Origin of the sequence: Cognatiluteimonas sedimenti (genome assembly GCF_022808325.1) — a bacterium.
In the GTDB taxonomy this organism is placed as follows: domain Bacteria; phylum Pseudomonadota; class Gammaproteobacteria; order Xanthomonadales; family Xanthomonadaceae; genus Cognatiluteimonas; species Cognatiluteimonas sedimenti.
This window is the reverse complement of record NZ_JALGCL010000001.1, coordinates 524,644-550,788: the sequence shown is the minus strand read 5'-3', so window position 1 is coordinate 550,788 and position 26,145 is coordinate 524,644. Positions and strand designations below refer to the sequence as shown.

At 68.6% G+C, this 26,145-nt stretch carries 24 protein-coding genes and 1 other RNA gene; 17 read left to right on the top strand and 8 right to left on the bottom strand.

What is annotated here, in order from left to right; translation table 11 throughout:
• Positions 1-18: 18 nt before the first annotated feature.
• On the top strand, positions 19-2,172 hold the full coding sequence (locus MQC88_RS02650) for a GmrSD restriction endonuclease domain-containing protein (RefSeq protein WP_243318980.1): 2,154 nt from the start codon (positions 19-21) through the stop codon (positions 2,170-2,172).
• 23 nt (positions 2,173-2,195) lie between these two features.
• Positions 2,196-2,486 carry a hypothetical protein gene (locus tag MQC88_RS02645; RefSeq protein ID WP_243318978.1) on the top strand — a complete coding sequence of 97 codons (291 nt, stop codon included), beginning with the start codon at positions 2,196-2,198 and terminating at the stop codon, positions 2,484-2,486.
• 211 nt (positions 2,487-2,697) lie between these two features.
• On the opposite strand, the gene MQC88_RS02640 is transcribed toward MQC88_RS02645, so the two are convergent.
• The 4 genes from MQC88_RS02640 to MQC88_RS02625 all read right to left on the bottom strand — a co-directional run bounded on the left by MQC88_RS02640 (position 2,698) and on the right by MQC88_RS02625 (position 6,242).
• Entirely contained in the window at positions 2,698-3,285 is a 588-nt protein-coding gene (locus MQC88_RS02640; RefSeq protein WP_243318975.1) for a fasciclin domain-containing protein, read from the bottom strand.
• A 91-nt stretch (positions 3,286-3,376) separates the two neighbouring features.
• The gene (locus tag MQC88_RS02635; protein WP_243318973.1) at positions 3,377-5,530 is read right to left on the bottom strand and encodes a catalase; all 2,154 of its coding nucleotides are present in this window, start codon (positions 5,528-5,530) and stop codon (positions 3,377-3,379) included.
• A 264-nt stretch (positions 5,531-5,794) separates the two neighbouring features.
• Positions 5,795-6,049, bottom strand: coding sequence for a hypothetical protein (locus tag MQC88_RS02630; RefSeq protein WP_243318971.1), 255 nt, complete (start codon positions 6,047-6,049; stop codon positions 5,795-5,797).
• Complete coding sequence (locus MQC88_RS02625; RefSeq protein WP_243318969.1) at positions 6,042-6,242, bottom strand: type II toxin-antitoxin system antitoxin; 201 nt, start codon at positions 6,240-6,242, stop codon at positions 6,042-6,044. The genes MQC88_RS02630 and MQC88_RS02625 overlap by 8 nt, the downstream gene beginning before the upstream one ends.
• Positions 6,243-6,468: 226 nt before the next feature.
• Here MQC88_RS02625 and MQC88_RS02620 point away from each other — a divergent pair, with 226 nt between their 5' ends.
• The 3 genes from MQC88_RS02620 to MQC88_RS02610 all read left to right on the top strand — a co-directional run bounded on the left by MQC88_RS02620 (position 6,469) and on the right by MQC88_RS02610 (position 7,648).
• On the top strand, positions 6,469-7,041 hold the full coding sequence (locus tag MQC88_RS02620; RefSeq protein ID WP_243318967.1) for a peroxiredoxin family protein: 573 nt from the start codon (positions 6,469-6,471) through the stop codon (positions 7,039-7,041).
• Positions 7,042-7,181: 140 nt separating this feature from the next.
• Positions 7,182-7,403 (top strand): hypothetical protein, encoded by a 222-nt coding sequence (locus tag MQC88_RS02615; RefSeq protein WP_243318966.1) that lies wholly within the window; start codon positions 7,182-7,184, stop codon positions 7,401-7,403.
• On the top strand, positions 7,403-7,648 hold the full coding sequence (locus MQC88_RS02610; RefSeq protein WP_243318964.1) for a hypothetical protein: 246 nt from the start codon (positions 7,403-7,405) through the stop codon (positions 7,646-7,648). Before MQC88_RS02615 ends, MQC88_RS02610 begins: the two co-directional genes overlap by 1 nt.
• Positions 7,649-7,945: 297 nt before the next feature.
• On the opposite strand, the gene ssrA is transcribed toward MQC88_RS02610, so the two are convergent.
• Positions 7,946-8,300, bottom strand: a transfer-messenger RNA (tmRNA) gene (gene ssrA / locus MQC88_RS02605).
• Between the two features lie 124 nt (positions 8,301-8,424).
• Here ssrA and MQC88_RS02600 point away from each other — a divergent pair.
• Complete coding sequence (locus tag MQC88_RS02600; protein WP_243318962.1) at positions 8,425-10,629, top strand: CHASE domain-containing protein; 2,205 nt, start codon at positions 8,425-8,427, stop codon at positions 10,627-10,629.
• A 137-nt stretch (positions 10,630-10,766) separates the two neighbouring features.
• On the opposite strand, the gene smpB is transcribed toward MQC88_RS02600, so the two are convergent.
• Entirely contained in the window at positions 10,767-11,261 is a 495-nt protein-coding gene (gene smpB, locus MQC88_RS02595; RefSeq protein ID WP_243318961.1) for an SsrA-binding protein SmpB, read from the bottom strand.
• Positions 11,262-11,311: 50 nt separating this feature from the next.
• Here smpB and MQC88_RS02590 point away from each other — a divergent pair, with 50 nt between their 5' ends.
• Together MQC88_RS02590 and MQC88_RS02585 are read left to right on the top strand one after the other, a co-directional pair.
• Positions 11,312-11,758, top strand: a complete 447-nt coding sequence (locus tag MQC88_RS02590; protein ID WP_243318959.1) for a type II toxin-antitoxin system RatA family toxin — start codon at positions 11,312-11,314, stop codon at positions 11,756-11,758.
• Complete coding sequence (locus MQC88_RS02585) at positions 11,745-11,999, top strand: RnfH family protein (protein ID WP_243318957.1); 255 nt, start codon at positions 11,745-11,747, stop codon at positions 11,997-11,999. The genes MQC88_RS02590 and MQC88_RS02585 overlap by 14 nt, the downstream gene beginning before the upstream one ends.
• A 70-nt stretch (positions 12,000-12,069) precedes the next feature.
• Here the strand turns inward: MQC88_RS02585 and MQC88_RS02580 are convergent, their stop codons facing one another.
• Entirely contained in the window at positions 12,070-12,471 is a 402-nt protein-coding gene (locus MQC88_RS02580; protein ID WP_243318956.1) for an outer membrane protein assembly factor BamE, read from the bottom strand.
• Positions 12,472-12,581: 110 nt separating this feature from the next.
• On the opposite strand from MQC88_RS02580, the gene fur reads away from it, so the two are divergent.
• Positions 12,582-12,983, top strand: a complete 402-nt coding sequence (fur, locus tag MQC88_RS02575) for a ferric iron uptake transcriptional regulator (protein ID WP_243318954.1) — start codon at positions 12,582-12,584, stop codon at positions 12,981-12,983.
• Positions 12,984-13,253: 270 nt separating this feature from the next.
• Here fur and recN read toward each other — a convergent pair whose 3' ends face one another.
• On the bottom strand, positions 13,254-14,936 hold the full coding sequence (recN, locus tag MQC88_RS02570; RefSeq protein WP_243318952.1) for a DNA repair protein RecN: 1,683 nt from the start codon (positions 14,934-14,936) through the stop codon (positions 13,254-13,256).
• A gap of 97 nt (positions 14,937-15,033) precedes the next feature.
• Here recN and hrcA point away from each other — a divergent pair, with 97 nt between their 5' ends.
• From hrcA to greA, 8 genes are all read left to right on the top strand, one after another.
• Positions 15,034-16,125, top strand: coding sequence for a heat-inducible transcriptional repressor HrcA (gene hrcA / locus MQC88_RS02565; protein ID WP_243318951.1), 1,092 nt, complete (start codon positions 15,034-15,036; stop codon positions 16,123-16,125).
• Between the two features lie 133 nt (positions 16,126-16,258).
• Entirely contained in the window at positions 16,259-16,774 is a 516-nt protein-coding gene (gene grpE / locus MQC88_RS02560; RefSeq protein ID WP_315857057.1) for a nucleotide exchange factor GrpE, read from the top strand.
• A 177-nt stretch (positions 16,775-16,951) separates the two neighbouring features.
• Positions 16,952-18,874, top strand: coding sequence for a molecular chaperone DnaK (gene dnaK, locus MQC88_RS02555; RefSeq protein WP_243318949.1), 1,923 nt, complete (start codon positions 16,952-16,954; stop codon positions 18,872-18,874).
• Between the two features lie 171 nt (positions 18,875-19,045).
• On the top strand, positions 19,046-20,176 hold the full coding sequence (dnaJ, locus tag MQC88_RS02550) for a molecular chaperone DnaJ (protein ID WP_243318947.1): 1,131 nt from the start codon (positions 19,046-19,048) through the stop codon (positions 20,174-20,176).
• A 200-nt stretch (positions 20,177-20,376) separates the two neighbouring features.
• Positions 20,377-21,090: a 4-hydroxy-tetrahydrodipicolinate reductase gene (gene dapB, locus MQC88_RS02545; protein ID WP_243318946.1), complete on the top strand. Its 714-nt coding sequence runs from the start codon at positions 20,377-20,379 to the stop codon at positions 21,088-21,090.
• 189 nt (positions 21,091-21,279) lie between these two features.
• On the top strand, positions 21,280-22,419 hold the full coding sequence (carA, locus tag MQC88_RS02540; RefSeq protein WP_243318943.1) for a glutamine-hydrolyzing carbamoyl-phosphate synthase small subunit: 1,140 nt from the start codon (positions 21,280-21,282) through the stop codon (positions 22,417-22,419).
• A 1-nt stretch (position 22,420) separates the two neighbouring features.
• On the top strand, positions 22,421-25,669 hold the full coding sequence (gene carB / locus MQC88_RS02535; RefSeq protein WP_243318940.1) for a carbamoyl-phosphate synthase large subunit: 3,249 nt from the start codon (positions 22,421-22,423) through the stop codon (positions 25,667-25,669).
• On the top strand, positions 25,666-26,142 hold the full coding sequence (gene greA / locus MQC88_RS02530; protein WP_243318938.1) for a transcription elongation factor GreA: 477 nt from the start codon (positions 25,666-25,668) through the stop codon (positions 26,140-26,142). The genes carB and greA overlap by 4 nt, the downstream gene beginning before the upstream one ends.
• The last annotated feature ends 3 nt before the right edge of the window (positions 26,143-26,145 follow it).

Genomic DNA, 26,145 nt, shown 5'->3' with positions numbered 1-26,145 from the left:
TTCAAGGAAGAACTGCACATGGATACCCAAGTCCGCACACCGCAAGCCATCTTCATGCAGCCGCAGCGACTGCTGGTGCCGTTGTTCCAACGCCCCTACGTGTGGAACGAGGAATTGCAGTGGGAGCCACTCTGGAAGGACCTGGAACGCGTTTCGACCCGTCTTTTGAACGAGCCACATATTAACCATGCCCCTCATTTTCTTGGTGCTGTCGTGTTGCAGCAGCTGGCCACCCCGACCAGCGACCTGCAGCAGCGGACGGTGATCGATGGACAGCAACGGTTGACCACGTTCCAGCTGTTGCTCGACGCCTTGCACGCCGAGATCGAACACGTGGGCGCAAAGATGCCGGCTGCGCGCCTTGAGCCGCTGATCGCCAACGGGGAAGCATTCCGACGCCACAAGGAAGACCGGTTCAAGGTGTGGCCGACCAATCGGGATCGCGCTGCGTTCTATGAGGTCATGGAAGCGCCGGCCCCCGTCGACTACCAGAAGCTCAAGCACCGCGGATCGCGCCTAGCAAAGGCACACGAGTATTTCGCGCTGCAATGCCGCGAATGGTTGAACGCTGAGGGCGTGGATAACGTGGCGGCACGTGCCGAGGCCATCGAGCGGTCTGCACGCGAGCTGATGCAGATCGTAGTGATCGATCTGGCGGCGCACGAGAACGCGCAGGAGATCTTCGAGACGCTGAATGCGCGTGGTGCCGTGCTGACGGCGGCCGATCTGATCAAGAATTTCGTCTTCCAGCGCCTGCTCGAGCAAGGCGCTGATGTTGAGAAGGCTTACGGCAAGTACTGGGACCAGTTCGAGACGGCGTTCTGGGAAGAGGAAGTGAATGTCGGCAGGATGAAACACCAGCGCTCGTCGGTCTTCCTGAATCACTGGCTGATCGCCAAGACGGGCGAAGAAGTTCTTGCGCGCGAGGTGTTTTCGGGGTTCAAGACGTACGCGGATTTCCACGCGGGTCGCCCGATGATCGAGTTGCTGGAGGAAATCCATCGCGCTGCGTCGATCTACCGCGACTTCACCCAGAAGGCCGAGATCCAGGACGGCCCGTTGGATCGGGTCGGGCTGTTTGCGTACCGCGCCAAGACGCTTGAAAGCGAAGTGGTCAAGCCTGTGTTGCTGGCGTTGCTGGATCATCCGGCGGGACCACTGCCTGCTGGCGACATCGATACAGCCTTGGACGCACTGGAAAGCTGGCTGGTGCGCCGCATGCTGGTGCGCGCTACGGCGAAGTCCTACAACAAGCTGATGGCGGATGTGGTGTCGGTTGTGAGGAACGGCAAGCCGTGGAATGTTGGCGGAGACGTACGGAACTTCCTCGCATCGCAACGCTCCGAAATTGGCTACTGGCCTGACGACGAGGAAGTGGGCGGGGAGCTCAAGCTCCTGCCGATCTACCGAAAGGTCAGCAGAGGCCGCCTGCGAATGGTGCTGGAGTCGATCGAGGATCACTGGCGCGGCTGGATCCAGGACCAGACCTCAGCGGCTGGCATGAGGATTCGCCGGAACACGTACGCGATCGAGCACGTGATGCCGCAATCATGGTTGAAGCATTGGCCGTTAACGTCCGGCGTCAGTGAAGCGGACCGAGACGCACGTATCCACCGGCTTGGGAATCTCACGCTGTTGACGAAGAAGCTCAACAGCACCGTCTCGAACGGGCCCTGGTCTGGTACCGCAGGCAAGGCCGCGCACCTGCAGGAAAAGGATGTGCTTCTCCTCAACAGCCGCTTGCTGAAGGATTACGACGGCTGTCAGTGGTGCGAGGCGGGGATCGATGAGCGGACCGACCGTGCCATCCAAACCATTCTGGCCGTATGGCCCGTGCCCACCGGACATAAGGTTCAGGTCAGTCGGGATCATGCGGCAAGCACAATCGTCGTGGAGATCGCGGATCTCCTTTCCGCCGGATTGCTGAGTGCGGGGCAGGCGCTGTACTCCCGGCCGGGCAAGTACGGGGGCGACACTGCGCGGATTCTGGGTGATGGCCGTATCGAGGTGCGCGGCGAAATCTGCAGTAGTCCTTCGCAGGCAGGTACTTTTGTTCGAAAGAAGGCGACCAATGGTTGGCACTTCTGGCGACTTGATGCCCAGGGAAAGCAATCGCTGGATGACGTCCGATCGGAATATCTGAAACTCACCTTCTCCGGTGAGGCCGAATAGGTCGCTTAGCGAGGGTAGAACCGGTGAACACAGGCCGCCGAGTGTTTCTTCACAAGCCCATCGTTGCCCAGAATGAACTTCCGCGCTCAAGTCGCCAGCAGATGCCAAGCCACAACCGCCTTCTCGATGCGCTCGACCTCCACGTGATCGGGATCGCGGTGATCCCGCTGCTGCTCGCCGCGCTGCTGCCGTTCCCATGGGTGCCGTGGCTGGTCGCGATCCTGCCGCTGGGGCGGCTGGCCACGCGGGCGTCGGACTGCGGCGTTCGGGGCGGTCACCGCTGCCGCACCTGCTGGTCAACGGTGTGGTGGTAGTGGTTGCTACGGTACTGGGCTTCGGGCTGTCGCCTGCGCCTGGCGCAGTTTGAGACACTGGAGTCTGCGCAGGCGATTCCATCCCCCGCGCGTACGCGCCTGAAGGACCAGCGACGGCGCACCGGGTCGCGGTAGCAGCCCTCGGGGAGTGTCTTTCGCAAATGGGGGGGCGGCAGATGCCGTCCCCCTTGCCGCAGCGACGACGAGACCGCTACGGCATCAACACCTTGTCGATCACGTGGATCACCCCGTTGCTCTGCATGACGTCGGCGGTGGTCACCATCGCCACGTTGCCCTGGCGGTCGGTGAGGGCGATGCCGCCATTCTTCGCCGAGGCGGACAGGATTTCACCCTGCACGGTGGTGAGCGTGGCGGTGCCGCCGCCGGCGGCGATCTGCGACGTCAGCGTGGCCGCGTCGAGCACGCCGGGCACCACGTGGTAGGTCAGCACCTTGGTCAGGTCGACTTTCATCTCCGGCTTCAGCAACGTGTCGACGGTGCCGGCGGGCAGGGCGGCGAACGCGGCGTTGGTCGGCGCGAACACGGTGAACGGGCCGGGGCCCTTGAGCGTGTCCACCAGGCCCGCGGCCTTGACCGCGGCGACCAACGTGGTGTGGTCGGCGGAATTGACGGCGTTGTCGATGATGTCCTTGTTGGCGTACATCGGCGCGCCGCCGACCATGGGGTTGGCGGGCATCGACATGGCGGCATCAGTGGAGGCCTGGCTGGGCATGGAGGCCATGCAGGCGCTCAGGGCCGCGGCGGACAGCAACGCCAGCGCGAGGGGTTTCAGGGTCATGGTGCAGCTCCGTGGGATTGAGGGCGGTCCCGCATTCGGGACAGCTTGGTTACGGGGCTTGCCACGGATTGGATGCAAGGTTTCTTTCGAACTACGGCAACGTCCGCACCTGCGGCTCCCGCGCCCACTGCCGCGTCATTGCCGCCTTGATGAACTTGCCGGTGTCGCCGGCATCCACCACGCCTGCGTCGGGTTCAATGCCCGCGGCCGCCAGCACCGCGCGCGCGCCTTCGTCGCAGGCGATCGCCTTGAGGTGGCCGAACGCGTCGCGCACCCAGTCGACGGCGGCGGCTTCCTGCGCGAGGTAGGCGCCGGCGTCGCGCGACAGCACCAGCGCGACCGCGTCGAACACCACCGAGGGCGTGCCGGCCAGCTGGCCGTCGGCGGGCAGCTTCCTGCGGCCCGACAACATGGCGCCGCCGATCTTCGGGGCGACGATCTTGACCATGGCGCCGGCGTCTTCGGCGGCCTTGCGCAACGCGTTGATGGTCGCGGCATTGGAGCCGTCGTCGACCAGGATGCCAACGGCGCGGCCCTCGAGGGTCTTCTTCATCTTGCCGATGATCTGCAGCGCGGGCGAGGGCGGCATGTCGATCACGGGCGCGGCGGCCTTGGGGGCCGGCGGCAGCGCGTCCAGGCCCAGGCCGTCGGCGACGCGGCGGGCGAGGTCGCCGTCGATGTGGCGCAGGTGGCCGACGATGGCCGCGCGCACATGCGCCGTTTCCACCTTCGACAGCTCGAACACCAGCGCAAAGGCGATGTGCGCCTGTTCGATTTCGGTCTGGCTGCGATAGAACAGCCGCGCCTGGCTGTAGTGGTCGGCAAAGCTTTCGGCGCGGATGCGGCCCTTCGCGCCGTCGCCGGCAGGCTCGGCGAAGCTGCGGAAGCCCTTGGCGGGGTCCTCGCGCCCGTCGGTGCGCTCGAGCGAACTCGGTTCGTAGTTCACGCGCCCCTTGGGCACGCGCATCTGCATGTGGCCGTCGCGCTGGTGGTTGGCGAACGGGCACTTGGGCGCGTTGATCGGCAGCTGGTGGAAGTTGGGCCCGCCCAGCCGGCTCAGCTGCGTGTCCAGGTAGGAGAACAGGCGGCCCTGCAGCAGCGGGTCGTTGCTGAAATCGATGCCGGGCACGACGTTGGCGGGGCAGAACGCCACCTGTTCGGTCTCGGCGAAGAAGTTGTCGGGCCAGCGGTCCAGCACCATGCGCCCGACGATGGTCAGCGGCACCGTTTCCTCGGGGATGATCTTGGTCGGGTCGAGGTGGTCGAAGGGGAACCCGGCGGCCTGTTCCTCGGTGAACAGTTGCAGGCCCAGGTCCCATTCGGGGAAGTTGCCCGCGGTGATCGCCTCGAACAGGTCGCGGCGATGGAAGTCGTTGTCGGCGCCTTGCAGCTTGACCGCCTCGTCCCACACCGTGGACTGCAGGCCCAGCCGCGGCCGCCAGTGGAACTTGCAGAAGGTCGAGCGGCCCTTGGCATCGAGCAGGCGGAAGCTGTGGATGCCGAAGCCCTCGATCATGCGCAGCGAGCGCGGGATCGCGCGGTCGCTCATCGCCCACATGATCATGTGCATCGATTCGGGCGTGAGCGAGATGAAGTCCCAGAAGGTGTCGTGCGCGCTGGCCGCCTGCGGGAAGGCGCGGTCCGGCTCCATCTTCACCGCATGCACGAAGTCGGGGAACTTGATCGCATCCTGGATGAAGAACACCGGGATGTTGTTGCCGACCAGGTCGAAGTTGCCTTCCTGCGTATAGAACTTGACCGCGAAGCCGCGCACGTCGCGCGGGGTGTCGACCGATCCGGCGCCCCCGGCAACGGTGGAAATGCGCGTGAACACCGGCGTGCGTGCGCCGACCTCGGTGAACAGCCGCGCGGTGGTGTACCTGGACAGCGACTTCGTCAGTTCGAAATAGCCATGCGCGCCGGAGCCACGTGCGTGCACGATGCGCTCGGGGATGCGCTCGTGGTCGAAGTGCGTGATCTTCTCGCGCAGGACGAAGTCTTCCAGCAACGTCGGCCCGCGCGGCGAGGCGCGCAACGAGTTCTGGTTGTCGGCGATCGCCACGCCCTGGTTGGTGGTCACGGTGGCATCGGCGCCGCCGGCGTGCTGGTGCAGCTCGCCGCCGTTGCCGCGGGCTTCGCGCGCGGCAGCAGGCCGCTTGCCGGGGCTGCGTTCGGCGGCATTGCCGCGCGTCGCCTTCTTGCCTCGCGTGGAAGTGGATTTGCGGGGCTGCTTGCGCACGGCCATGGCGGGTGCTCCGGAGCGGGGTAACCGATGCTCGCGGCGCCGGCGTTAATGCGGCGTGGTGGGGCGCCGCGTTTCGGACGCCCCCGGGAACCGAAGGCGATGGTCATTTCCGCGGTAAGTCTGCTGCACGCGTTGCCTTATGCGCAGGTAAGCAATGAGCGTGCCGATGGGGGCAATCGGATGGGCTGGGCTTGGCGGCCTTGCCTGTTGGAAGCAGTGGGCCGATCGACGATCGCGGCACGTGGCCGAATGGATGCGCCCGGGCTACAGCGCCAGCCTGCGCTGCCCGGGCGACCAGCGGCTGACGTCCAGTTGTGCGCTGCCGATGCCCAGGGCGCGCATCCATCTGGCGGCCGCGTCCAGCGTGCCCCAGGTCTTCGGCGTGCCCTTGCCGGTCTGCGCGATCACGGTGGCGTTGGCGGTGTCGGCCTCCATGTGGAAGCGGCAGCCGTCGGCAATGATGCGCACGCGGCGGATGGCACCGGCTTCGACCAGGGCACGCAGGGTCTTCTCATTCATCGCCCGGCTCCTTCGCGGCGAACAGTTCTTCCTGTTGCGGGATCTCGATGCCGTGGGCCTGGCAGTGGCGGCGCACCAGCAGCTCGATCAGGTTGGCGACGCTGCGGTGCTCGCGCAGCGCGGCGATGCGCGCGGCTTCCTTGATCGCGGGATCGATGCGCAGGTTGAGGGTTGCGGACTTGGTCGGGGGCATGGGGCGGGCTGGCAGGATGTACTCGCAATGTAACGCAGATTGCATGCATGGGGTGGGCGGCGGCGCCGTCATCGCGAGGGCCAGGAAGAAATCTGCCGCTTGCGGATCGATCGGCTTTACTTACAGGCCGGAAATTCCATCCACGTCGCCTTTACACATACCTCCATTGAGCGATCAGCACCTCGGGTGACGATGGCAGCGTGCTTCGCCACCCCGGAGGATTGCCATGAAACTGTTTGCACCGTCGACCGCACCCGACCTGGACCTGGTCGACATCCACGGCCAGCCAATCGCCATCGGCCGCGGCCGCCGCACCCTGCTGTCGTTCTTCCGCGATGCGGCGTGCCCGTTCTGCAACTTCCGCATCTACGAGCTGACCGCGCACCAGCAGAGCCTGGCGGCGCTGGGGCTGGACATCGTCGCGGTGTTCAGCTCATCGCGGGAGGAGGTGCTGCGGTTCGTCGCCCGGCACCCGCGCCCGTTCCGGCTGGCGGCCGACCCCACCGGGGCGTCGCATGCGCGTTACGGCATCGAGCGCTCGTTCTGGCGCAAGCTGCGGGCGATCGTGCTGCGGGTACCGACGCTGATCCGCGGCCTGCGCCTGGTCGGCTGGGCCGGGTTGAACACCAACAACCTGATGCCGGCCGATTTCCTGATCGACGAGCAGGGCCGCATCGTCGAGGCGTACTACGGCAGCGATGCCGGCGACCGCATCCCGCTGGAGCGGGTGGAACTGTTCCTGGCGCGCGGCCTGCTGCATCGGATGTTGGCGCGGCAGCGGGTGCCGCGCGCGGCGTGAGGATGTCGTTTCCTCTCCCCGCATGCGGGGCGAGGGTGCCGAAGTCGGGTGAGGGTCTGCGGCCGGAGCCGGCGACAGCCAGGCGGCCGCCGCATCGGCCTTCACCCTGCGGTACCGGCGGGCATGCTAACGCTCCGGGCATGTCCCCGATCGAACAGGTTGCGTTGGTTCTCGCCGAGGCCGGGCATTCGCCTGCCGACGTGGCCCATTGCGTGCGTCGGCTGCAGGAAATCCTGGCCATGCGCGGCTTCGCGCAGTTGCCCAAGATGGCGCTGACCACCCAGGAACGGGCGCGCGCCTACCTGCAGCTGCGTGAGGGCTATCCCGCCGAGGTGGTGGCTGCGACCTTGAAGCGGGCCTGATGGGCCCGGGCATGGCGTGGCTCGACCTGCTGCAATGGCCGGCGATGGTCGTGACCCTGGTGGCTGCGTGGATGGTCGGCTCCCGGCACATGCGGCGCCGGGAACTGGGGTTCTGGTGCTTCGTGGCCAGCAACGTGCTCTGGATCGCCTGGGCCTGGCATGACCGCGCCTGGGCGCTGATCGCGCTACAGGTGGGCTTGTTCGCGATGAACCTGCGCGGCGCGCACAAGAACGATCCGGATTGACCGGGCAAAGAAGGGTTCGAGCAAGCCGGAAGTGCTCCAGCTTTTTCGCAAGCTCGCGATTCGACGTCCCGGCATGGCCGCCAGCCCTTCGGGGCGAAATCAGGGAGGAGGCCGCAGGCCGGGGGACATTCGTCCCGAAGGGCTGGCGGCCGTGCCGGGATCCATCAGGTCGCGGCGAGGCATACGATCAACGATCAAGCCGCAGCCTTCCCCCGAGTGGGAGAAGAACCAGAAAAAGCGGCCGACCTGCGCGGGGCAAAAGAAAACGGGCCGCTTGCGCGGCCCGTTGTCCTGGGATGGTGGAGGTGGGGGGAATTGAACCCCCGTCCGAAGATGCTCCATGCCCGGCACTACATGCTTAGCTCGTTGTTCGATCTCGGATGGCGGCAACACAACGTGCGAGGCACACCGTCATCCACACCCGCTTTGGGTTCGGAACCGGTTGACGGGTCGCCGCCGGATCCTATCCCTTGATGATGACCCTACATCCACGAGCAAGGGCACAAGTGGGTTCGGGGCTTACGCCTTAAGCGGCGAGAGCGTAGACGTCGTCGTTGGCGTCTGGGTTTTTGCAGCTGGATTAACGAGGAAAGCTACCCCCTCGGCATGCGCCAGACGATTTCGCTACCCCCGTCGAAGCCAGTGCACCCCCGGGAATGTCGATGTCGCCGACCACACCAGTATAGGGGCGGGCAACCCGGGTGCAAGGCGCGGCGGGCCGCGGTGCAGGGGCGGTTCACGCGGCGGCGCCCGCGCCAGCGGCTATGCTTCGGCCAATGCGCCCTTCCACCACGCCGGCCGACGATACCGACGCGCGCGTCCCCCTCAGCGCCACCACCGGCTACGTGCTGGCGGTGCTGGTGCTGCTGGCGTCATTGGGCCTGGTGGCCCTGTACTGGCGCAACGCGCACGCACGCGAACTCAAGGCGGCCGAAGCCGACTTCATCGCCCGCAGCCAGGAGACGACCGCGCTGCTGGTGCAGCGCCTGGACGACTACGAACTGGTCACGCGCGGCGGGGTCTCGCTGTTCGCTTCGGTGGCGCGGCCCAGCCGCCGGCAATGGCAGGGCTATGTCGATGGCCTGAACATCCGCACGCGATTCCCCGCGCTGGCGGGACTGGGCTTTGCCACCTACGCCACGCCGGGGCAGATGTCGGACCTGCAGCGGCTGCTCCGCGACAGCGGCGAGGGGCTGTTCAGCGTCTGGCCGCACGGCATGCGCGAGTACTACGGCGCGATCCTGTACCTGGATCCGAAAACCCCGGACAACCTGGCCGCCATCGGCTACGACATGTATTCCGAACCGGTGCGGCATGCGGCGATGGAGGCCGCGCGCGATACCGGCGAGCCGCGGATGAGCGGCCGGGTCGAGCTGGTGCAGGACCAAGGCAAGCCGCTGTCGGCGGCCGTCCTGTTCCTGCCTGTCTATCGCTCCGGCGACCGTCCGTCCAGTATCGCGGCGCGGCGCGAATCGATGCAGGGCTGGGTCTACGTCCCGTTCCGGGTGCAGGCGTTCGTCGACACCGCGCAACGCAAGGCCGCGCACCCGCTGGCGCTTCGCATCGTCGACGTGACCGGCGGGATCGAGCAGCCGCTGTATCCCGACGTGGCGCCGGAGCAGGCGGACACGCCCGCCTTCACCAGCAACGCGACGCTGGAGGCCTATGGCCGCCGCTGGCGCCTGGAGTACCGATCCGCTTCGCAAGCCACGATCGAGGCGCGCATGACCGACCTGCGCACCACGCTGGCGGTGGGCGTGTTCGCGTCGCTGCTGCTGTTCGGCATCGCGCTGGTGCTGGCGCGCACGCAGTTGCGGGCCGAGCGGCTGGCGGCGCGCATGACCGAGTCCTATCGCCGCAGCGAGCTTCGCTTCCGTAGCGCGATGGAGTACTCCGCCATCGGCAAGGCGCTGCTCGACCACGACGGGCATATCGTCGATGCCAATCCCTCGCTCGCCAGGATCCTGGGCAAGCCGCGCGAACAGCTGCTCGGCACCTCGTTCGACGGCCACTTCCTCGACCACCCGGACGCCTCCGGCCGCGACCGCGAGCGCGACGTGCTGGCCACCGCAGGCGTCTACCGCAGCACCCGCACGTTGCTGCGCGAGGAGGGCGGGCTGCGCCACATGCAACTGACCTACGCGCCGGTGCCGGGCGACGTTGGCCAGGACATCACCCGGCTGGCGCAGGTGGAGGACGTCACCGACCGCCTGCGGGCCGAGGCCCAGGTGCTGGCGCTCAACCGCACCCTGGAGGCGCGCGTGGAGCAGCGCACCCGCGAGCTGACCATCGCCAACCAGGAACTGGAATCGTTCGCCTACAGCGTGTCGCACGACCTGCGCGCCCCATTGCGCGCCATCGACGGCTTCAGCCGCCTGCTCGAGGAACGCTACGGCGAGGTGCTCCAGGCCGAGGGTCGCGACTATCTGGCACGGGTGCGCAACGCCGCCGCCCGCATGGGCACGCTGATCGAATCGCTGTTGAAGATGGCGCGGCTCGGGCGCGCCGCGGTCAAGCCCGCGCCGTTGGACCTGAGCCGGATGGCCGCCGACATCGTCACCGAACTGCGGGCCGACGACCCCGGGCGCGAGGTTGTCGTGGAGATCGCGCCGATGCTGCAGGCCACCGGCGACCCGAGCCTCGTGCGCAACCTGTTGCAGAACCTGATCGGCAATGCCTGGAAGTTCACCCGCGACTGCGCCGTGGCGCGGGTGGAGGTGGGGCGCGACGCGGATGGTGCGTTCTTCGTGCGCGACAACGGCGCCGGGTTCGCGCCCGAATACGTGGACAAGCTGTTCCGGCCATTCCAGCGCCTGCACACCCAGGAGCAGTTCGCCGGGGACGGCATCGGGCTGGCGTCGGTCAAGCGCATCGTCGAGCGCCACGGCGGCACGATCCAGGCCGAAGGCGCGCCGGGGCAGGGCGCGACGTTCCGTTTCACGCTGCCGGAGACCGACGCGGCCTTGGCCGGCAAAGCCTGAGCCGGGAAAGCGCCACCCTCATCCGCCTTCGGCACCTTCTCCCCGCAAGCGGGGAGAAGGAACGGCACGACGACCGTGCAGCGGGGAGAGGACCGCTTCGCGCAGCGAAGCAGGGTGAGGGTGCGCCTGCGCCGCGCCTATGCGTCCTTGTTGTGCCGGCGCATGACCCGCTGCTTCTCGCGGTTCCAGTCGCGGTCCTTGTCGGCCTGGCGCTTGTCGTGGGTCTGCTTGCCCTTGGCCAGGGCCAGTTCCGCCTTGACCTTGTTGCCCTTCCAGTACAGCGCGGTCGGCACCAGGGTGTAGCCGTCGCGTTGCACGCGGCCGATCAGCTGGTCGATCTCGCGCTTGTGCAGCAGCAGCTTGCGGGTGCGGTGGGCGTCAGCGACGACGTGGCTGGAGGCGGAGATCAGCGGCGTCATCTGCGCGCCGAACAGGTACAGCTCGCCGTCGCGGATCACGGCGTAGGCCTCGGTGATGTTGGCGCGGCCGGCGCGGATCGACTTCAGCTCCCAGCCCTGCAGCGCCAGGCCGGCCTCGAAGCGCTCCTCGATGTGGTACTCGTGGCGCGCGCGCTTGTTCAGGGCGATGGTGCCGCCGCCGTTTGCCTTATCCTTGGACGCCTTCTTGTTCATCGTGCCCATTGTCCCCGAAAGGCGGACGTTCCGGACAGACCACGCCACCGATGCCGAAAATCCAACGCAGCGCCCTCGTCGAGCACTCCGCGGCGCGCATGTTCGCCTTGGTCAACGACATCGCCGCCTATCCCGGGCGCTTCGACTGGTGCGAGGCGGCGCAGGTGCTGGAGGCCGATGCCGACCACGTGGTGGCGCGCCTGGACCTGGGGCTGGGGGCGCTGCGGACCTGGTTCACCACCGAAAACGCGCTGTCGCCGCCGCACCACATCGACATGCAGCTGCGCGACGGGCCGTTCCGCAAGCTGTCGGGGCGCTGGCAGTTCCACGCGCTGGACGAATCGGCCTGCAAGGTCACGCTGACACTGGAGTTCGAGCCGCTGAGCCGGCTGCTGGCGCCGGCCCTGGCGCTGGGGTTCCAGGGCCTGGCCGACCGCATGGTCGACGATTTCGTGCGCGTGGCCGATGCCCGCGCAGCGGCGCATGATCCGGGTTGAAGTGATCCGCGCCTGGCCGCGGCGGCACGCATCCGTGGCGCTGCAACTGGCCGACGGCGCCTGCGTCGCCGACGCGCTGGCCGCGTGCGGCCTGCCGCAGGAAGGGATCAGCGGTTTCGCGGTCTTCGGCGAACGGGCAGGGCTGCAAACCGTGCTCCGCGATCGCGACCGCCTGGAACTGCTGCCGCCGCTGCAGGCGGACCCGAAGGAAGCGCGCCGGCGCCGCGCCAGCCGCGCCTGAAACGCGAAGCCCGGCGATGGCCGGGCTCTGGCGATGGGGATCGGCGTGCCCGGCTTGGGCCAGGAAAGGGCTAGCGGCCCTTCTTGTCGTCCTTGGACAGGTTGGGGCCGAAATCCTTGATGGTGCTGCGCACCAGCTCCTCGTCCTGCTCCGGGAAGTAGTCGCCTTCCCACCGGGTGACGGCGCCGTTTTCGAAGAACACGGTGAAATTCTTGATCTCCACGTGTCCGACGCGATCGGTGCGACGGGTGGCGGTGTAGTCCCAGCGGTCGTGGTGGAACGGATCGGCGATCGACGGCGAGCCCAACAGCGCCTGCACCTGCTGCATGCTCATGCCGGCCTGCAGCTGGTCGGCCGCGGCCTTGTCGATCAGGTTGCCCTGGTAGATCGGCTGCTTGTACAGGATGCCGCAGCCGGCCGTGGAGGCGGCGATGGCGACGACGAGCGTGGCGAGCAGGGGGAGCTTGCGCATTCGGGTTCGCGGAAGTGGGAAAACGGGCCGATAATACACGCAAGCCCCACCCCCGCGGCGGTGCCCGTGCCACTCCGGCCGCGGCGCCGGGCGAGAACACCGGAGCCACGATGGAATCGCAAGACCTGCGCAAGGCCGGACTCAAGGTGACCCATCCGCGAATGCGGATCCTGGCGCTGCTGGAGCAGATCAAGCCGCGGCACATGACCGCCGAGGACATCTACCGGCAGTTGCTCGACAAGGGCGACGAGATCGGGCTGGCGACGGTCTACCGCGTGCTGACGCAGTTCGAGGCCGCGGGCCTGGTGCTCAAGCACAACTTCGAGGGCGGGCACGCGGTGTACGAACTCGACCGCGGCGAGCACCACGACCACATGGTCGACATCGACACCGGCAAGGTGATCGAGTTCCAGAGCGACGAGATCGAGGAGCTGCAGCGGCGGATCGCGGCGCAGCACGGCTACCAGATCGAAGAGCACGCACTGGTGCTGTACGTGCGCAAGAAGCAGTAGCCACAAGTCTCCCGTCGCGGCCGGAGCGCCCCTCATCCGCCTTCGGCACCTTCTCCCCGCAAACGGGGAGAAGGAACGGCATTGAGCGCATACGGCTGCCGAAGCAGCGAACCCCCAGGCTCGGGCAGTCGCCGCCCGGCGGGCTGGGGGTGCGGAGAGCAGGCCATGGATGGCCTGCGACCCGACTTAGAGACAGGATGTCGTCAGGAGGGCGCAGCACCCCCAGCCCGCCGGGTGGCGACTCTCCCCGAAGCCGGGTCCGATGTCCGCTCAGACCGCGTCGCGCAGCAGCCGCCGCGCCGCGGCGCGCGCTTCCTTGCCGACCTCGACGCCGCCGAGCATGCGTGCCAGTTCCTCTTCGCGCTGCTTCTGGTCCAGCACCTGCACCGCGCTCTGGGTCATGCCCGAGCGCTCGGCCTTGCTGACCGCGTAATGCACGTGCCCCTGCGCCGCAACTTGCGGCAGGTGGGTCACGCACAGCGCCTGCCGGGTGGCGCCCAGCGCGCGCAGCTTCTGCCCGACGATCTGCGCGACCGCGCCGCCGATCCCGGAATCGACTTCGTCGAACACCATCGTCGGCACCGCGTCCAGGCCCAGGGCCGCCACCTCGATCGCCAGCGAGATCCGCGACAGTTCGCCGCCCGACGCCACCTTGCGCAGCGGCCGCGGCGGTTGCCCGGCGTTGGCGGCGACCAGGAATTCGGCGCGCTCCGCGCCCTGCGGGTCGGGCCGGGCCGCGTCGTTGCCCGCGTCCGCCACCGGCTCCAGCGCCACCTCGAAGCGGCCGCCGCCCATGCCCAGCTCGGCGATCAGCGCGGTGGTCGCCTGCGCCATCGCCTTCGCTGCGCTGGCGCGGACCCTGGTCAGGGCCTGCGCGGCCCGCCGCCAGTGCGCAGCCGCGGCCGTGATCTCGGCATCCAGCACGCGCAGGCGTTCGCCGGCGCCGCGCAGGGCTTCCAGCTCGGCATTGAGGAGGTCACGCTGCGCGGCCAGGCCCTCGGGCGCGACCCGGTGCTTGCGCGACAGGTCGTGCAGCCGGGCCAGGCGCCGGTCGAGCTCGTCGAAGGCGGCCGGGTCCAGGTCGAGGTCGGCGCGGACCTGTTCCAGCAGCGCCAGCGCTTCGTCGAGCTGGATCGCGGCCGAGTCGAGCATGGTGTCGACTTCGCCCAGCCGCGGTTCGTGTTCGAGCTGGCGCGCGAGCTCGCCGCGGACCTGCTGCAACTGCCGGCCCAAGGCCGGGCCCTCGTCCCCGCCCAGGCGCGCGAAGGCGCTGTCGCAGGCGGCGATCAGGGCCGCCGAGTGGGCGTGGCGACGATGCGCGATGGCCAGCTCGGCGATCGATTCGGGCTCCAGCGATTCGCGCTGCAGTTCGCCGAGCTGGTGCTCGAGCCAGCCGATGCGTTCGCCCGGGTCGCCCGTGCGCGAGAGCGTGTCGCGCTCCCGCAGCAGCGCCGACCATGCCTGGGCGGCGTCGCGCACGGCGGCGGCTTCGGCCTCGGTACGACCGTAGGCATCCAGCAGCGCCAATTGGCTGGCGCGCGACAGCAGCGCCTGGTGCTCGTTCTGGCCGTGGATCTCGACCAGGCATTCGGCCAGCGCGCCCAGTTGCGCCAGGGTCGCCGGGCGGCCGTTGATCCAGGCGCGCGAGCCGCCGTCGGCGCGCAGGGTGCGGCGCAGCTGGCAGTCGTCGCCATCGTCGAACTCGGCCTCCTGCAGCCAGGCACGCGCGGCCGGTGCGTCGGCCAGGTCGAAGGCGGCGGCCAGTTCGGCGCGCTCGGCGCCATGGCGGACGACGCCGCTGTCGGCGCGCAGGCCGGAGAGGAAGGTCAGGGCGTCGACCAGCAGCGACTTGCCGGCGCCGGTTTCGCCGGAAATCACGGTCAATCCGGGGCCGAACTCCAGTTCGGCGGAGGCGACGACGGCGAAGTCGCGGATGGCCAGGCGCGTAAGCATCGCAATAGCCTAAGAGATTGCGGTCGCAAACGCTGCGTCGGCGTGGCTTCCCGGCCGCCGGCTTGCGCCGGTGCGATGCCGGGCTTATATCCAGCGCATGGCCCGGATCTTCGCCGACGACAACACCCTCGACCCGCGCGCGCGGCAACTGCTGCGCACGCTGATCGGGCGTTATATCCGTGACGGCGAGCCGGTCGGTTCGCAGACCCTGGCCCGGCACGCCGGGCTGGACGTCAGCCCCGCGACGATCCGCAACATCCTTGCCGACCTGGAGGAGATCGGCCTGCTCAGCTCGCCGCACACCTCGGCCGGGCGGGTGCCGACCCCGCAGGGCTACCGGGTGTTCGTCGATTCGTTGCTGCAGTTGCGGCCGCTGCCCGAGGGCGAGATGGCGCGCCTGCGGCAGGAGCTGCCGGCGGGTGGCGGGACCCAGGCGCTACTGGGCAATGCCTCGGAGCTGTTGTCGGCGATGAGCCATTTCGTAGGCGTGGTCAGCGTGCCGCGGCGCGAGCAGTTCGCCTTCCGCCACATCGATTTCGTGCCGCTGGACGCGCAGCGGGTGCTGGCGATCGTGGTCTTCGCCGACAACGACGTGCAGAACCGCATCATCCGCACCCGCCGCGCCTACGACGGCGGCGAGCTGGAGCGGGTGTCCAACTACCTCAACCAGAACTTCGCCGGTCATCCGCTGGCCGACATCCGCAGCGCGCTGGTGCGCGAGCTCAATGCCGCCCGCAGCGAAATGGAAACGCTGCTGGCCCACAGCGTCGAGCTGGCCGGGCAGGCGCTGGCCGGCGACGAGGCCGGCCCCGACCAGGACGGGGCCGGCGAAGCCACGCTCAGCGAAGGCATGGTGCTGGCCGGGCAGACCCGGCTGATGGGAGTGCAGGAACTGGCGGACCTCGATCGCCTGCGCGAGCTGTTCGAAGCCTTCGCCCGCAAGCGCGAGATCCTGCAACTGCTCGAGCGCACCATCCGCGCCCCCGGGGTGCGGATCTTCATCGGCGAGGAAACCGGGCTGGCACCGCTGGAGGGGATGTCGCTGGTGACGGCGCCGTATACGTCCGGCGATCGCACCCTGGGCGTGCTCGGCGTGATCGGCCCTTCGCGGATGGCCTACGACCGGGTGATCCCGGTGGTGCAGGCGGCGGCCGAGGTGCTGGGCGCCGCGCTCAAGGGCCAGCCCTGACCCTCACGGGTGCTTCCCCGCCGCGCGGGGCGGGGAGCGCCACGCCGCGCCCCGTCCCGCCTTGAAACCGCTGCGGCTGGCCCTAATACCAGTGCGCAGAGGGCGGCACGGTGCCGCGGATGGATGCTGGAGCATGACCAACACGCCGATGCAGGACGCTGAAACCTTCGACCCGGCCGAGGCCGGTGACGGCCCGTCGGTCTCCGAACTGGAGACCTTGCGCGGGGAAGTGGAGCAGTTGCGCGCCGAGTCGCTGCGCGAGCGCGCCGACCTCGACAACCAGCGCAAGCGCATGGCGCGCGAACTGGAGCAGGCGCGGCGGTTCGCCAACGAACGCCTGCTGAGCGAACTGCTGCCCCTGTTCGACAGCATGGAGGCCGGACTGGCCGCGGCGGCGCAGGCCGACCCCCTGCGCGAAGGCCTGGAGCTCACCCTGCGCCAGTTGCACCGCATCGCCGAAAGCAACGGCCTGACCGAAGTCGCGCCGGCGCCCGGCGACGGCTTCGACCCCGAGCGCCACCAGGCGATGAGCATGATCGCGGCCGAAGGCGTGCCGCCGGGCAGCGTCGCCCAGTTGTTCCAGAAGGGCTACGTGCTGAACGAACGCCTGCTGCGCCCGGCGCTCGTCGTGGTGGCGCAGCCCGATTGACACCCCCTTGTGGGAGCGGCTTCAGCCGCGAGCTCTTTCCTGCATACCGCAAAGCTCGCGGCTGAAGCCGCTCCCACAAAAGCCGAACGGGCTGCTTGAACTGATTCAGCTGGCCCCCAGATAACGCACATCGGCGCGCGGCGCCACACAGACAACGATTCGAGAGGGAGCGAAACCATGGGCAAGATCATCGGCATTGACCTGGGCACGACCAATTCGTGCGTGGCGATCATGGAAGGCGGCAAGGCACGGGTCATCGAGAACAGCGAGGGCGACCGCACCACGCCGTCGATCGTGGCCTGGACCAAGGACGGCGAAGTCCTGGTCGGCGCCTCGGCCAAGCGCCAGGCGGTCACCAACCCGAAGAACACCTTCTACGCGGTGAAGCGCCTGATCGGCCGCAAGTTCACCGACGCGGAAGTGCAGAAGGACCTCGGCCTGGTGCCGTACGCGATCGTCGAGCACGACAATGGCGACGCCTGGGTCGCGACCAGCGACGGCCGCAAGATGGCCGCGCAGGAAGTCTCGGCCAAGGTGCTGGAGAAGATGAAGAAGACCGCCGAGGCCTACCTCGGCGAGACCGTCACCGAGGCCGTGATCACGGTGCCGGCGTACTTCAACGATTCCCAGCGCCAGGCGACCAAGGACGCCGGCCGCATTGCCGGCCTCGACGTCAAGCGCATCATCAACGAGCCGACCGCGGCCGCGCTTGCCTACGGCATGGACAAGAAGGGCGGCGACCGCAAGATCGCGGTCTACGACCTCGGCGGCGGTACCTTCGACGTCTCGATCATCGAGATCGCCTCGGTGGACGGCGAGATGCAGGTGGAAGTGCTCGCGACCAACGGCGACACCTTCCTCGGCGGCGAGGACTTCGACAAGCGCGTCATCGACTACCTGGTCGAGGAATTCCAGAAGGACCAGGGCATCGACCTGCGCAAGGATCCGCTCGCGCTGCAGCGCCTGAAGGACGCGGCCGAGCGCGCCAAGATCGAGCTGTCCAGCTCGCAGCAGACCGAAGTCAACCTGCCGTACGTGACCGCCGACGCGAGCGGTCCCAAGCACCTCAACATCAAGCTCACCCGCGCCAAGCTCGAGGCGCTGGTCGACGACCTGATCAAGAAGACCATCGAGCCCTGCCGCGTCGCGCTCAACGACGCCGGCCTGCGCGCCAGCGACATCGGCGAGGTGATCCTGGTCGGCGGCCAGACCCGCATGCCCAAGGTGCAGGCGGCGGTGGGCGAGTTCTTCGGCAAGGAGCCGCGCAAGGACGTCAACCCGGACGAGGCTGTCGCCATCGGCGCCGCGATCCAGGGCGGCGTGCTGGCCGGCGACGTCAAGGACGTGCTGCTGCTCGACGTGACCCCGCTGTCGCTGGGCATCGAGACCCTGGGCGGCGTGTTCACCAAGATCATCGAGAAGAACACCACGGTGCCGACCAAGGCCTCGCAGACCTTCTCGACCGCCGAGGACAACCAGACCGCGGTCACCGTCCACGTGCTGCAGGGCGAGCGCGAGCAGGCCCGCTACAACAAGTCGCTGGCCAAGTTCGACCTCACCGGGATCGACTCGGCGCCGCGCGGCATGCCGCAGGTCGAGGTGTCGTTCGATATCGACGCCAACGGCATCGTCCACGTCACCGCCAAGGACAAGAAGACCGGCAAGGAGCAGAAGGTCGAGATCAAGGCCGGCTCGGGCCTGTCGGACGAAGAGATCCAGCGCATGGTGCAGGACGCCGAGTCGCACCGCGAAGAAGACAAGAAATTCCATGAGCTGGTGCAGGCGCGCAACCACGCCGATGCCCTGATCCACGCCACCCGCAGCGCGATCACCGAGAGCGGCGACAAGGTCGGCGGCGACGTCATCGGCCGTGCCGAAGGCGCGATCGCCGAACTGGAGACCGCGATGAAGGGCGACGACAAGGGCCAGATCGAAGCCAAGTCGAAGGCGCTGGAAGAGGCTGGCCAGGCGCTGTTCGCTGCGGCCGCCGCGGCCGCGCAGCCGGGCCCGGAGGCGGCCGCGGGCGAGGGCGCCCCGCGCAACGAGGACGTGGTCGACGCCGAGTTCACCGAGGTCAAGGACGACGACCAGAAGGCGTAAACGGTAAAGTGGAACGTCGCGAGCCGGGCATTGCCCGGCTCGCTGCCGATGGAGCCCCTGCGGGCAGCGCCGGTTCCTTGATCAGGGGCCGGCAAGCCCGCATCTCTCGTTCACGGGCGCAGAAGCCGCCCACTTCCCGGGCCGCGCAGCGGCCGACCTGACCGTGTACCCATGCAGAAACGCGATTACTACGAAATCCTGGGCGTGGCCCGCAATGCGTCCGACGAGGAGCTGAAGAAGGCCTATCGTCGCTGCGCGATGAAGTACCACCCGGATCGCAATCCGGGCGACGCCGCTGCGCTGGAAGCGTTCAAGGAGTGCAAGGAAGCCTACGAGGTGCTCTCCGAGCCGTCCAAGCGCCGCCTGTACGACGCCCATGGCCATGCCGCATTCGAGCAGGGCATGGGGGGCGGTGGCGGCCCCGGTGCCGGCTTCGGCGACATGGGCGACATCTTCGGCGACATCTTCGGCAACATTTTCGGTGGCGGCGGTCCCGGCCGCGGTCCGCGCCGTGGCGCCGACATCGGCTACGTCATGGAGCTCGACCTCGAGGATGCCGTGGCCGGCATCGAGAAGCGCATCGAGATCCCGACGCTCGCGCCCTGCGAGCCGTGCAAGGGCACGGGCTCGGAGGACGGCAAGCTCGAGACCTGCGCCACCTGCCACGGCCATGGCCAGGTGCGGATGCAGCGCGGCATCTTCACCATGCAGCAGCCGTGCCCGCATTGCGGCGGCCGCGGCCAGACCATCAGCACGCCGTGCGCGGCCTGCCATGGCAATGGCCGGGTCGAAGAGGAAAAGGTGTTGTCAGTGAAGATCCCCGCCGGCGTCGACAGCGGCGACCGCATCCGCCTGGCGGGCGAGGGCGAGGCCGGTCCCGCCGGCACCGCGCCGGGCGATCTCTATGTCGAAGTGCGGGTGCGCCCGCACGATATCTTCGTGCGCGATGGCGACGACCTGCATTGCGACGTGCCGATCCGCATTTCCCAGGCCGCGCTGGGCGATATCGTGCGCGTGCCCACGCTCGGCGGCGAAGCCGAGATCCGCATCCCGGCGGAGACCCAGACCGGCAAGGTGTTCCGGCTGCGGGACAAGGGCGTCAAGTCGGTGCGCAGCCGCCGCCCCGGCGACCTGTACTGCAAGGTGGTGGTCGAAACCCCGGTCAACCTCACCGCCGAGCAGCGCACCCTGCTGGAACAGTTCGAGGCGACCTTCGTCGGCGAGGGCGCGCGCAAGCATTCGCCCAAGTCCAGCACTTTCATCGATGGCGTCAAGGGCTTCTGGGACCGCATGGTGTCCTAGCGCGGCGAATGCCGCGCGCCACTGGGCCGGGCTCCTCGCGGCGAATGTCGCGCGCCACTGGGCCAGCCTCCTCGCGGCGAATGCCGCGCGTCGCCGGGGCGGATTCCCGGCGGCAAGTGTCGCGTGATCGCAGCGCGGCTTCTGCCCGCGCCAGTACGCCGCGGCTTGTGGCCGCGCCGCCGCATCGCTAGCCTGCCGCCATGAACGCACCCATCCGCTTGTTGATCCACGGCGCCACCGGGCGCATGGGCCAGGCCCTGCTGTGGCTTGCCGCGCAGGCGCCGGCGGACTTCACCGTGGTCGCCGCGGTATCGCGCAAGCCGAGCCAGCGGGTGGTCGATGGCGTGCCGCAGTTCGGCGCCAGCGAACTGGCCGGGGTGCCGGCGTTCGACGTGGCGATCGATTTCAGCCTGGCCGAAGCCTTCGACCGGATCCTCGCGTTGTGCGAAGGGCGCGGGGTTGCCCTGGTCACCGGCACGACCGGCCTGGACGACACCCAGCGCGACGCCCTGCGCGCCGCCTCGGCGCGGATCCCGGTGCTGTGGGCCTCCAACTTCAGCCTCGGCGTGGCGGTGCTGGCGGACCTGGTCGAGCGCGCGGCGCGCGCGCTGCCGGGCTGGGACTGCGACATCGTCGAGGCGCACCACGCCGGCAAGCGCGACGCCCCCTCGGGTACCGCGCTGTCGCTGGGCGCCGCCGCCGGGCAGGGCGGGGCAAGCCCGCGCTACGCCTCGCTGCGCGCGGGCGATATCGTCGGTGAGCACACGGTGCAGTTCACCACCGCCGGCGAGCGCATCGAACTGGTGCACCGCGCCGGCAATCGCGACATCTTCGCCCGCGGCGCCCTGCACGCGGCCTCGCGGTTGGGGACGCGCGCTCCCGGCCTGTATCGACTGGCCGACCTGCTCGACTGATTTCCTGGCTGAACGCCGCGCGGCGCTGGCGCCGGATCGTCGGCGCCGGTAGAATTCCCGCTCGCCCTGATTCCCCATCTGGCACGTCCCGCCAGCACGGACCGGTTGACCACCGCGTCCGCGCTTTGCTGCAACCTGCGCTTTCGCAGGCGCAGGCGGCGACGGCTCACCTCAGACTAGGCGACGCCCGTGACCCAGCCCGCAATCCTCGCACTCGAAGACGGCACCGTGTTCGAGGGCGATTCCGTCGGCGCACCCGGACTGGCGGTCGGCGAGGTGGTGTTCAACACCGCCATGACCGGGTACCAGGAAATCCTGACCGACCCGTCCTACGCCCGCCAGCTGGTCACGCTGACCTATCCGCACATCGGCAACACCGGCTGCAATGCCGCCGACGACGAATCCACCCGTGCCTGGGCCGCCGGCCTGATCGTGCGCGACGTGCCGCGGCGACCATCGAACTGGCGCAACGAGGTCGCGCTGCCGCAGTGGCTGCAGGCGCGCGGCGTGGTCGCGATCAGCGGCATCGACACCCGCAGGCTGACCCGCCTGCTGCGCGACCGCGGCGCCCAGAACGGCGCGTTGATGGCCGGCAGCGATGCCAATGGTAGCGGGATCGACGCCGAGGCCGCGATCGAGGCCGCGCGCAAGTTCCCCGGGCTCAAGGGCATGGACCTGGCGAAGGAAACCTGCACCCGCGAGGCGTACCGGTGGAACGCGGGCGAACTCGACCTGGACCGCAACGCCTTCGTCGAAGGCGGCCGCCGCTTCAAGGTCGTCGCCTACGACTTCGGCACCAAGCTCAACATCCTGCGCATGCTCGCCAGCCGCGGTTGCGACCTCACGGTGGTGCCGGCGCAGACGCCCGCGTCCGAGGTGCTGGCGATGCAGCCCGACGGCGTGTTCCTGTCCAACGGCCCGGGCGACCCGGCGGCCTGCGACTACGCGATTGCCGCCACGCGCGAGCTGGTGGCGGCCAGGATCCCGCTGTACGGCATCTGCCTGGGCCACCAGCTGCTCGGCCTGGCGCTCGGCGCGAAGACGCTGAAGATGAAGTTCGGCCACCACGGCGCCAACCACCCGGTCATCGACGTCGACAGCGGCCGCGTGCTGATCACCAGCCAGAACCACGGCTTCGCGGTCGACGAGGCGACCTTGCCCGCGAATGCGCGGGTCACGCATCGCTCGCTGTTCGACGGATCCAACCAGGGCATCGCCCTGTCCGATGCACCGGCGTTCTCGTTCCAGGGCCACCCCGAGGCCAGTCCCGGGCCGCACGACGTGGCCTACCTGTTCGATCGATTCGTTGCGTCGATGGAGGCGCGCTGACATGCCCAAGCGCACCGACATCAAGACCGTGCTGATCATCGGCGCCGGGCCGATCGTGATCGGCCAGGCCTGCGAGTTCGACTACTCCGGCGCGCAGGCGTGCAAGGCGCTGCGCGACGAGGGCTACCGGGTGGTGCTGGTCAACAGCAACCCGGCCACGATCATGACCGATCCGGACATGGCCGACGCGGTCTACATCGAGCCGATCAACTGGCAGACGGTCGAGAAGATCATCGCCAAGGAAAAGCCCGACGCGCTGCTGCCGACGATGGGCGGGCAGACCGCGCTCAACTGCGCGCTGGACCTGGCCGACCACGGCGTGCTGGAGCAGCACGGGGTCGAACTGATCGGCGCCTCGCGCGACGCCATCCGCATGGCCGAGGACCGCGAGCTGTTCCGGGTGGCGATGGGCGAGATCGGGCTGGAATGCCCGAAGGCCGAGGTCGCGCGGTCGCTGGAACAGGCGCTGGAGATCCAGGCGCGCGTCGGTTACCCGACCATCATCCGCCCCAGCTTCACCCTCGGCGGCACCGGCGGCGGCATCGCCTACAACCGCGAGGAGCTGGTCGAGATCGTCGGCCGCGGGCTGGAGCTGTCGCCGACCAGCGAGGTGCTGGTCGAGGAATCGGTGCTCGGCTGGAAGGAATTCGAGATGGAGGTGGTCCGCGACACCGCGGACAATTGCATCATCGTCTGCTCGATCGAGAACCTCGACCCGATGGGCGTGCACACCGGTGATTCGATCACCGTCGCGCCGGCGCAGACGTTGACCGACAAGGAATACCAGCGCCTGCGCGACGCCTCGATCGCGGTGCTGCGCAAGATCGGCGTCGATACCGGCGGCAGCAACGTGCAGTTCGGCATCAACGCGCAGACCGGGCGCGTGGTGGTGATCGAGATGAATCCGCGGGTGTCGCGGTCCTCGGCTCTGGCGTCCAAGGCCACCGGCTTCCCGATCGCCAAGGTCGCGGCCAAGCTCGCGGTCGGCTACACGCTCGACGAACTGAAGAACGAGATCACGGGCGGCCTGACCCCGGCCTCGTTCGAGCCGAGCATCGATTACGTCGTCACCAAGATCCCGCGCTTCGCGTTCGAGAAGTTCCCGGCCGCGGACGCGCGCCTGACCACGCAGATGAAGTCGGTCGGCGAGGTGATGGCGATCGGCCGCAGCTTCCAGGAGTCGCTGCAGAAGGCGCTGCGCGGCCTGGAAACCGGCAAGGTCGGGCTCGACCCGACCGGCCTGGACCTGGCCGACGAGGGCGACCTGGCGACGCTGCGCCGCGAGGTCAAGGAAGCCGGCCCGGAGCGCGTTTTCTACCTCGGCGACGCCTTCCGCGCCGGGATGAGCGTCGAAGAGGTGCATGCGCTGTCGTTCGTCGACCCGTGGTTCCTCGACCAGATCGAGGAACTGGTCGCGATCGAGGCCGAAGTGGCGGGCGCCGGACTGGATGCGCTCGATGCACGCCGCCTGCGCGCGCTCAAGCGCAAGGGCTTCTCCGACGCGCGGCTGGCACAACTGGCCGGCACCAGCGAGTCGGCGGTGCGCGCCCTGCGCCGCGCTTTCGGCGTGCGCCCGGTGTACAAGCGCGTGGATTCCTGCGCCGCCGAATTCGCCACCACCACCGCCTACCTGTACTCGACCTACGAGGACGAGTGCGAGGCCGCGCCCACCGACCGCAGGAAGATCATCGTGCTCGGCGGCGGCCCCAACCGCATCGGCCAGGGCATCGAGTTCGACTACTGCTGCGTGCACGCCGCGCTGGCGCTGCGCGAGGACGGGTTCGAGACCATCATGGTCAACTGCAACCCGGAAACCGTTTCGACCGACTACGACACCTCCGACCGCCTGTATTTCGAGCCGCTGACGCTCGAGGACGTGCTGGAGATCGTCGAGTTGGAGAAGCCGTACGGGCTCATCGTCCAGTACGGCGGCCAGACGCCATTGAAGCTGGCGCAGGCGCTGCAGGACAACGGCGTGCCGGTGATCGGCACCTCCCCGGACTCGATCGACCTGGCCGAGGACCGCGAGCGCTTCCAGCAGTTGGTCGAGAAGCTCGGCCTGAAGCAGCCGCCCAACCGCACCGCGCGCAATCCCGACGAGGCGCTCGCGCTCGCGCGCGAGATCGGCTACCCGCTGGTGGTGCGACCGAGCTACGTGCTCGGCGGCCGCGCCATGGAAGTGGTGCATTCGGACGCCGACCTGTCGCGCTACATCCGCGACGCGGTCAAGGTGTCCAACGATTCGCCGGTGCTGCTGGACCGCTTCCTCGACAACGCGGTCGAGGTCGACGTCGACGTGATCGCCGACAGGGACGGCAACGTCCTGATCGGCGGCGTCATGGAACACATCGAGGAGGCCGGCGTGCATTCGGGCGATTCCTCGTGCTCGCTGCCGCCGTACTCGCTGCCGCAATCGGTGCAGGCGCGGCTGCGTGAGCAGGTGGTCGCGCTGGCGCGTGCGCTGGACGTGGTCGGCTTGATGAACACCCAGTTCGCGGTGCAGACCGATGGCGAGGGCGAAGCGACGATCTTCCTGCTGGAAGTGAACCCGCGCGCCTCGCGCACGGTGCCGTTCGTGTCCAAGGCCACCGGCGTGGCGCTGGCCAAGATCGCCGCGCGCTGCATGGCCGGGACGACCCTGGCCGAGCAGGGCGCCACGGTCGAGGTGGTGCCGGATTATTTCTCGGTCAAGGAAGCGATCTTCCCGTTCGCCAAGTTCCAGGGCGTGGATCCGATCCTCGGCCCGGAAATGCGCTCCACCGGCGAGGTGATGGGCGTGGGCCGCAGCTTCGGCGCCGCGTTCGCGCGCGCCGAGGAAGCCGCCGGCATCCGCGCGCCGGGCATGGGCAAGGTGTTCGTCTCGGTGCGCGATCCCGACAAGGCGCGGGTGCTGCCGGTGGCGCACGACCTGGTGCGTCGCGGCTACGCGCTGGTGGCCACGCGCGGCACCGCCGCGTTCCTGCGCGACAACGGCATCGACTGCGAGCAGATCAACAAGGTGATCGAGGGCCGGCCGCACATCGTCGACCTGATCAAGAACGGCGAGATCGTGTACATCGTCAATACCACCGAGGGCCGGCAGGCGATCGCCGACTCGTTCTCGATCCGGCGCGAGGCCCTGCAGCAGCGGGTGACCTATTCGACCACCATCGCCGGGGCCAAGGCGCTGCTGCATTCGCTGGACTACCGCGACAGCGGGCCGGTATGGTCGCTGCAGGAACTCCACCGGGAACTGGAAGCACAGCCATGAGGGCACCACTGACATCGAAGGGCGCGCTGCGGCTGCGCGCGGAACTCGAAGAGCTCAAGTCGGTGAAGCGGCCGGCGGTGATCGCCGCGATCGCCGAGGCACGCGCGCACGGCGACCTCAAGGAAAACGCCGAGTACCACGCCGCGCGCGAGCAGCAGGGCTTCATCGAGGGCCGCATCAAGCAGCTCGAAGCCGAGCTGTCGCATGCGCAGGTGATCGACGTGTCCACGCTCAACGCCGGTTCGCGCGTGGTGTTCGGCGCGATCGTGGTGCTGGCCGATACCGAGACCGACGAGGAAAAGACCTACCAGATCGTCGGCGACCTCGAAGCCGACATCAAGCAGGGCATGATCGCGATCTCCTCGCCGGTGGCGCGCGCCTTGATCGGCAAGCACGAAGGCGACGCCGTCACCATCGACGCGCCGGCCGGGCAACGCGAGTACGAGATCGTCGGCGTCCGCTACGAGGGCTGAGCC

Coding starts and splice junctions, on each gene's coding strand:
- MQC88_RS02620 (WP_243318967.1), top strand. CDS start 6,469: ATGAAACTGTTTGCACCGTCGACCGCACCCGACCTGGACCTGGTCGAC.
- MQC88_RS02650 (WP_243318980.1), top strand. CDS start 19: ATGGATACCCAAGTCCGCACACCGCAAGCCATCTTCATGCAGCCGCAG.
- MQC88_RS02625 (WP_243318969.1), bottom strand. CDS start 6,242: ATGCCCCCGACCAAGTCCGCAACCCTCAACCTGCGCATCGATCCCGCG.
- MQC88_RS02585 (WP_243318957.1), top strand. CDS start 11,745: ATGATCCGGGTTGAAGTGATCCGCGCCTGGCCGCGGCGGCACGCATCC.
- MQC88_RS02580 (WP_243318956.1), bottom strand. CDS start 12,471: ATGCGCAAGCTCCCCCTGCTCGCCACGCTCGTCGTCGCCATCGCCGCC.
- MQC88_RS02600 (WP_243318962.1), top strand. CDS start 8,425: ATGCGCCCTTCCACCACGCCGGCCGACGATACCGACGCGCGCGTCCCC.
- greA (WP_243318938.1), top strand. CDS start 25,666: ATGAGGGCACCACTGACATCGAAGGGCGCGCTGCGGCTGCGCGCGGAA.
- recN (WP_243318952.1), bottom strand. CDS start 14,936: ATGCTTACGCGCCTGGCCATCCGCGACTTCGCCGTCGTCGCCTCCGCC.
- MQC88_RS02630 (WP_243318971.1), bottom strand. CDS start 6,049: ATGAATGAGAAGACCCTGCGTGCCCTGGTCGAAGCCGGTGCCATCCGC.
- MQC88_RS02635 (WP_243318973.1), bottom strand. CDS start 5,530: ATGGCCGTGCGCAAGCAGCCCCGCAAATCCACTTCCACGCGAGGCAAG.
- dnaK (WP_243318949.1), top strand. CDS start 16,952: ATGGGCAAGATCATCGGCATTGACCTGGGCACGACCAATTCGTGCGTG.
- grpE (WP_315857057.1), top strand. CDS start 16,259: ATGACCAACACGCCGATGCAGGACGCTGAAACCTTCGACCCGGCCGAG.
- MQC88_RS02640 (WP_243318975.1), bottom strand. CDS start 3,285: ATGACCCTGAAACCCCTCGCGCTGGCGTTGCTGTCCGCCGCGGCCCTG.
- MQC88_RS02615 (WP_243318966.1), top strand. CDS start 7,182: ATGTCCCCGATCGAACAGGTTGCGTTGGTTCTCGCCGAGGCCGGGCAT.
- fur (WP_243318954.1), top strand. CDS start 12,582: ATGGAATCGCAAGACCTGCGCAAGGCCGGACTCAAGGTGACCCATCCG.
- MQC88_RS02610 (WP_243318964.1), top strand. CDS start 7,403: ATGGGCCCGGGCATGGCGTGGCTCGACCTGCTGCAATGGCCGGCGATG.
- smpB (WP_243318961.1), bottom strand. CDS start 11,261: ATGAACAAGAAGGCGTCCAAGGATAAGGCAAACGGCGGCGGCACCATC.
- dapB (WP_243318946.1), top strand. CDS start 20,377: ATGAACGCACCCATCCGCTTGTTGATCCACGGCGCCACCGGGCGCATG.
- carB (WP_243318940.1), top strand. CDS start 22,421: ATGCCCAAGCGCACCGACATCAAGACCGTGCTGATCATCGGCGCCGGG.
- hrcA (WP_243318951.1), top strand. CDS start 15,034: ATGGCCCGGATCTTCGCCGACGACAACACCCTCGACCCGCGCGCGCGG.
- dnaJ (WP_243318947.1), top strand. CDS start 19,046: ATGCAGAAACGCGATTACTACGAAATCCTGGGCGTGGCCCGCAATGCG.
- MQC88_RS02590 (WP_243318959.1), top strand. CDS start 11,312: ATGCCGAAAATCCAACGCAGCGCCCTCGTCGAGCACTCCGCGGCGCGC.